A 699-nucleotide genomic window follows, 5' to 3' on the forward strand; every position below is an offset into this window, starting at 1 on the left:
ATTGATATGTGATAAAATCAATTATATATAAAAAAATAAAAAGGAGCAATTCAAATGAAAAGAATACTTAGCATAATAGGAGCAATCGGATTAACCGCAACAAGCACAACAACATTAATCAGTTGTGAAAAATCTGAAAAACCAAATGATAATAATAAAATAAATAAACCGACAACACCAACACCAAAAGCACAACAACCACCAAAAGATAGTAATTGAAAATTAATTTCTAATAAATATATTTCACGAGATACTGGATGATATATTATAATTTATAAAAGTTTTAATTTATGACGAATAGAAAAAATTAATAGTTCAAAAAACTTCGGAAGTAGTACTGGTTATCCAATGGATATTATATATAAATGAGAATTAAATAATGAACCTACTAATTTACAATTACCTACCATTGATAAAAACACTGGTGAAATTACTGACTGAAAAGAACAAAAAAGTTTTAATTTATGACGAATAGAAAAAATTAATAGTTCAAAAAACTTCGGAAGTAGTACTGGTTATCCAATGGATATTATATATAACAATGCTGGATTAAATTTTCATACCTCAAATATTTGACTAAAAAAAGATAAAAACACTGGTGAAATTACTGACTGAAAAGAACAAAAAGGAACTAAATAACAGTTCCTTTTTTATATTAATCGCACAAATTTCATAAAAATAATTAATAAAAAGATATTT

1 protein-coding gene is annotated in these 699 nt (G+C 24.2%); it reads left to right on the forward strand.

From position 1 onward, the window contains the following. Nucleotides 1–54: 54 nt before the first annotated feature. Nucleotides 55–639 carry a lipoprotein gene (locus tag C6B38_RS06720; protein ID WP_105299067.1) on the forward strand — a complete coding sequence of 195 codons (585 nt, stop codon included), beginning with the start codon at nucleotides 55–57 and terminating at the stop codon, nucleotides 637–639. Nucleotides 640–699 lie beyond the last annotated feature (60 nt).

The organism is Spiroplasma sp. ChiS, from assembly GCF_002968355.1.
Lineage (GTDB): Bacteria > Bacillota_I > Bacilli_A > Mycoplasmatales > Mycoplasmataceae > Spiroplasma > Spiroplasma citri.